The organism is Ideonella azotifigens, from assembly GCF_006519715.1.
Lineage (GTDB): Bacteria > Pseudomonadota > Gammaproteobacteria > Burkholderiales > Burkholderiaceae_C > Ideonella > Ideonella azotifigens.
This window is the reverse complement of the sequence record NZ_VIDT01000440.1, coordinates 1-4,728: the sequence shown is the minus strand read 5'-3', so window position 1 is coordinate 4,728 and position 4,728 is coordinate 1. Positions and strand designations below refer to the sequence as shown.

The 4,728-nt window shown below is 66.8% G+C and carries 4 protein-coding genes; all 4 read left to right on the top strand.

Going from position 1 to position 4,728, the window contains the following annotated elements; all coding sequences use genetic code 11:
- The coding region (locus tag FKP22_RS21395) for a DEAD/DEAH box helicase (protein ID WP_211361502.1) at positions 1-2,266 on the top strand (2,266 nt) is incomplete at its 5' end.
- A gap of 73 nt (positions 2,267-2,339) precedes the next feature.
- Positions 2,340-3,062, top strand: coding sequence for a TlyA family RNA methyltransferase (locus tag FKP22_RS21390; protein WP_310733354.1), 723 nt, complete (start codon positions 2,340-2,342; stop codon positions 3,060-3,062).
- 19 nt (positions 3,063-3,081) lie between these two features.
- Positions 3,082-3,912, top strand: a complete 831-nt coding sequence (gene metF / locus FKP22_RS21385; protein WP_141289710.1) for a methylenetetrahydrofolate reductase [NAD(P)H] — start codon at positions 3,082-3,084, stop codon at positions 3,910-3,912.
- 172 nt (positions 3,913-4,084) lie between these two features.
- Positions 4,085-4,699, top strand: a complete 615-nt coding sequence (locus tag FKP22_RS21380; RefSeq protein WP_141289713.1) for an OmpW/AlkL family protein — start codon at positions 4,085-4,087, stop codon at positions 4,697-4,699.
- Positions 4,700-4,728: the final 29 nt, after the last annotated feature.

Here is a 4,728-nt window from a genome sequence, read left to right as displayed (position 1 = left end):
CGTGGCCGAAGCGGAACTTTGGCTCGACTACGACGGCCTGCGTTGCGCCCCCTGGCCGGCGCGCGCGCCCGTACGCCAGTTCGTTACGAGCGCGCAAGGGTTAGTGGAACTGCACCGCGAGCCGGCCGCCGAATTGGCCGCAGCGCATGCCTGGGCCGAATTCGCCACACCGCGCCATGTGACCACATCGGACATCACGGACCCGCCGCACCACTGGCAACTGGGTGGCGCCAGGAGCGAAGACCCGAAGACCCTGCTGGCCGGCTGGCTGACCCAGGATTTCGCGCCACTGCGCGAGCTGGGCTTCATCGTTGAACTCGACGAGGATTGGCTGCGCCGCACCCAGCGAGTCGACGACATCTCCGCCAGCCTGGAAAGCAGCGACCCGCGCGATGCCGGGGGCTGGTTGGACCTTTCCCTGGGCTTCGACATCGACGGCCGGCGCATCAACCTGCTGCCCTTGCTGCCGCAGGTGCTGGCCGGCCTGAATCTGGATGCCGCCAACGATCCCGCCGCCCTGCCCGAGCATTTCTGGCTGCAAACGGACGACAACCACTGGTGGCAGCTGCCCTCGGCGCCGCTACGGCCGTGGCTGCAGGTGCTGATCGAGCTGCTGGGTGAACGCGAAGGCGACTTCGGCAGCGAATCCTTGAGCCTTTCGCCGGTGGAAGCCTTGCGGCTGGGCGCCGACCAGGCCGAGTTCGGCCAAAACGGCCATGCCGCTTTACGAGAGGTGCTGGCGCCACGCCAGGCCGGAGTCACGCTGCCACCGCCTCCCGAGGGACTGCAGGCCAAGCTGCGGCCGTACCAGCAACAGGGCTGGGCCTGGATGAGCGCACTCGCCAAGCATCGCCTGGGCGGCGTGCTGGCAGACGACATGGGCCTGGGCAAGACCCTGCAGACCCTGACCCACCTGCTGGACGAACAACGACGCGGCCTGGGCCGGCACCCAAGCCTGATCGTGGTGCCTACCAGCCTGGTCGGCAACTGGCACCGCGAATGCGAGCGCTTCGCGCCCGGACTGCGCATGCTGGTGCTGCACGGCGCCGGCCGCCACGCGCGCCACGCCGAGTTGGCTGAACACGATGTGGTGCTGACGACCTACCCCTTGCTGCAACGCGATCTGCACGTGCTGGTCGAACAGTCCTGGCATGCCCTGGTCCTGGACGAGGCCCAGACGCTAAAGAATGCGCGCACCCATACCGCCAAGGCGGCCCGGCAACTGCACGCCCACCACCGCATCGCGCTGACCGGCACGCCGATGGAGAACCACCTGGGCGAGCTGTGGAGCCTGTTCGACCTGGTGCTGCCGGGCTACCTGGGCCGCGAGCCGCGTTTCACCGAGCTGTACCGCACGCCCATCGAAAAGCAGCGCGACAGCCGTCGCCTGGCCTTGCTCCGCCGCCGGCTCATGCCCTTCATGCTGCGCCGGGACAAGCGCATGGTGGCATCGGAACTGCCGCCGAAGATCGAGCAGGTCGTGCGCGTGCAACTGGGCGCAGCGCAAGCCAATCTTTATGAAACCATCCGCGCTGCCGCCGAGGCCTCGGTGCAGAAGGCGCTCGCCGCCAAAGGCCTGGCCCGTTCCCAGATCTTCGTGCTGGACGCCTTGCTCAAGCTGCGCCAGGCCTGCTGCGACCCGCGATTGGTCAAGCTGAAGAACAACCGCCAGAAGATCGGCAGCGAATCGGCCAAGCTGACCTGGTTGCTGGAGAACCTGCCGCAGATGCTGGAAGAAGGCCGCCGCATATTGCTGTTCTCTCAGTTCACCTCGATGCTGGCGCTGATCGAAGCCGCGCTGGCCAGCGCCGACCTGCGCTGGACACTTCTGACCGGCGACACCCTGGACCGCGAGGCCGCGATCACCCGTTTCACATCGGGCGAGGTGCCGCTGTTCCTGATCAGCCTGAAAGCCGGCGGCACCGGCCTGAACCTGCCGCAGGCCGACACCGTGATCCATTTCGACCCCTGGTGGAACCCGGCTGCCGAGAACCAGGCCACCGACCGGGCCCACCGTCTGGGGCAGACCCAGACCGTCTTCGTCTACAAGCTCGTGGCTGATGGCACGCTGGAAGAGCGCATCCTCGCGATGCAGGCCCGCAAGGCAGAACTTGCCCGCAGCGTGCAAGGCGCAGCAGATGCCGAAGACACCAGCGCCCGCCTCAGCGAAGCCGACCTGAACTGGCTGCTGCAGCCGCTGGGCGCTGCCACGCTCGGCGAAGCCAGCAGCGTCTCCACCGAAAATTCCGAAATGGCCTCTGCATGAACAGCATCGCCGCCCTCTCACATTCCACTGGAACTCCATGCGCGCAGATCAATTGATTCTTCAACGAGGCCTCGTGGCCACCCGGTCGGCGGCTCAGCGCCTGATCGAGAGCCATGCCGTGCGGTGGAAGGGGCCCAAGGGCTGGGCGGTGATCAACAAGGCGGGGCTGGACGTGCCGGAGGAGTGTGAGCTGCAGGTCACCGACGACGCCGAGCTGCGTTTTGTCTCGCGCGGCGGGCTGAAGCTGGAAGGCGCGCTGAAGGCCTGCAAGATCGACGTGGCCGGGCGGCAATGCCTGGACCTGGGGCAGAGCACCGGCGGCTTCACCGACGCGCTGCTGCAGGCGGGCGCGGCCCATGTGGTGGGCATCGACGTGGGCCACGGCCAGTTGCACCCCAAGCTGCAGGCCGACGAGCGCGTGACCAGCTTCGAGGGCCAGAACGCACGGGACGTCGAAGGCTCGCCGTTTGCGGCCGCCTACGAACAGCACAGCTTCAACTTCGTGACGGGCGACCTGTCCTTCATCACCTCCACCCACGTGCTGCCGACCATGGTCGAGTACCTGGCGCCGGGCGGCGACCTGCTGGTGCTGATCAAGCCGCAGTTCGAGCTGCAGCCCGCGCAGATCGGCAAGGGCGGCATCGTCAAGGACAAGGTGCACTTCATCGAGGTCGAAAACCGCCTCTGGCAGGCCTGCAAGGCGCACGGCCTGAAGGTGCAGAAGTACTTCGAAAGCCCGATCAAGGGCGGCAACGGCAACACCGAATTCTTCGTCTGGGCCAAGCAGCCCGCTTGAACCTGCAAGCCAGATTGACATGACCTCCATCAGCCTAGAGTTCTTTCCGCCGAAGACGCCCGAAGGCGTGGTCAAACTTGCTGCCGTGCGCCAGCAGCTCTATGCGCTCAAGCCCGAGTTCTGCTCGGTGACCTATGGCGCTGGCGGCTCGACGCAAGACGGCACGCTGGCCGCCGTGCAGGCCATCCTGGCCGAGGGCATGGACGCGGCCTCGCACTTCACCTGCGTGGGCGCCACGCGCGCGTCGGTGCGCGAGAAGCTGCAGCTGTTCCAGGGCGCCGGCATCCGCCGGCTGGTCGCGCTGCGCGGCGACCTGCCCAGCGGCTACGGCGCGTTCGGCGAGTTCCGCTATGCCAGCGACCTGATCGCCTTCATCCGCGAAACCACCGGCACGCACTTCCACATCGAAGTGGCCGCCTATCCGGAGATGCACCCGCAGGCCAGGTCGCCGCAGGCCGACCTGGAGGCCTTCGCGACCAAGGCGCGGGCCGGTGCGAATTCCGCGATGACGCAGTTCTTCTTCAATGCCGATGCGTATTTCCGCTTCGTCGACGAAGCCCGCGCGCTGGGGCTGGACCTGCCCATCGTGCCCGGCATCATGCCCATCACCAACGCCAGCGGCCTGATGCGCTTTGCCGACAGCACCGGCGCCGACATTCCGCGCTGGATCCGCATGCGGCTGCAAAGCTTTGGCGATGACACGGCCAGCATCAAGGCCTTCGGGCTGGACGTGGTCAGCGCGCTGTGCGAGCGCCTGATCGCCGGTGGCGCGCCGAGCCTGCACTTCTACACGATGAACCAGAGCACGGCCACGCTGGCGCTCTGCGAGCGGCTGGGCCTGGGCGGCTGAGCCCTGTGGCGCCGGCGCATCACCGCGCCTGCGCCAATGCTGACCTGGATCAAGCGCTTTCCGCGGACACCGCCTCGCGCACCGGCAACTTGCGCCAGCACAGCTTGACGAACCCCTCCCCCGGTTGCAATGACATCACGTCATGTCATTCAACAACAAGGAGTTCGCCACCATGCGCAAGACCCTCATCGCCCTGGCCGCCGTTGCCGCCGCCCTCGCCCCCCAATTCGCCGCCGCCCAGCAAGACAGCGGCCAGTGGCTGCTGCGCGCCCGTGCGCTCTACCTGCAGTCCGACAACAGCGACAGCACCGGGCTGGACCTGAAGATCAACGACAAGGCCTTTCCCGAGTTCGATGTCAGCTACTTCTTCACGCCCAACATCGCCACCGAACTGGTGCTGACCTACCCGCAGCGCCACACCATCCGCTCGGGCGACACCATCATCGGCAGCCTCAAGCACCTGCCACCCACGCTGACGCTGCAGTACCACTTCACCGACCTGAAGGCGTTGCGGCCCTACGTCGGCGCCGGCCTGAACTACACCCGCTTCTCGTCGGTCAGCTTCGAGCCCGCGGTAGATGCGGCGCTGTCGCCCTCGATCAAGAAGAACAGCTTCGGCTGGGCGCTGCAAGCCGGCGTGGACGTGCCGGTGAAGGACGGCTGGCTGGTCAACTTCGACCTGAAGAAGGTGCAGATCGAGACCGATGTGAGCTCGGCCGGCACCAAGGTCGGCACCTTCAAGGTCAACCCGCTGCTGGTCAGCGTGGGTGTCGGCAAGCGGTTCTGATTCAAGCCCGGGCGATCTTCACCCAGGAC

What these genes read in the sequence shown, in the direction of transcription:
- metF (WP_141289710.1), top strand. Translation starts at nt 3,082, where the DNA reads ATGACCTCCATCAGCCTAGAGTTCTTTCCGCCGAAGACGCCCGAAGGC.
- FKP22_RS21380 (WP_141289713.1), top strand. Translation starts at nt 4,085, where the DNA reads ATGCGCAAGACCCTCATCGCCCTGGCCGCCGTTGCCGCCGCCCTCGCC.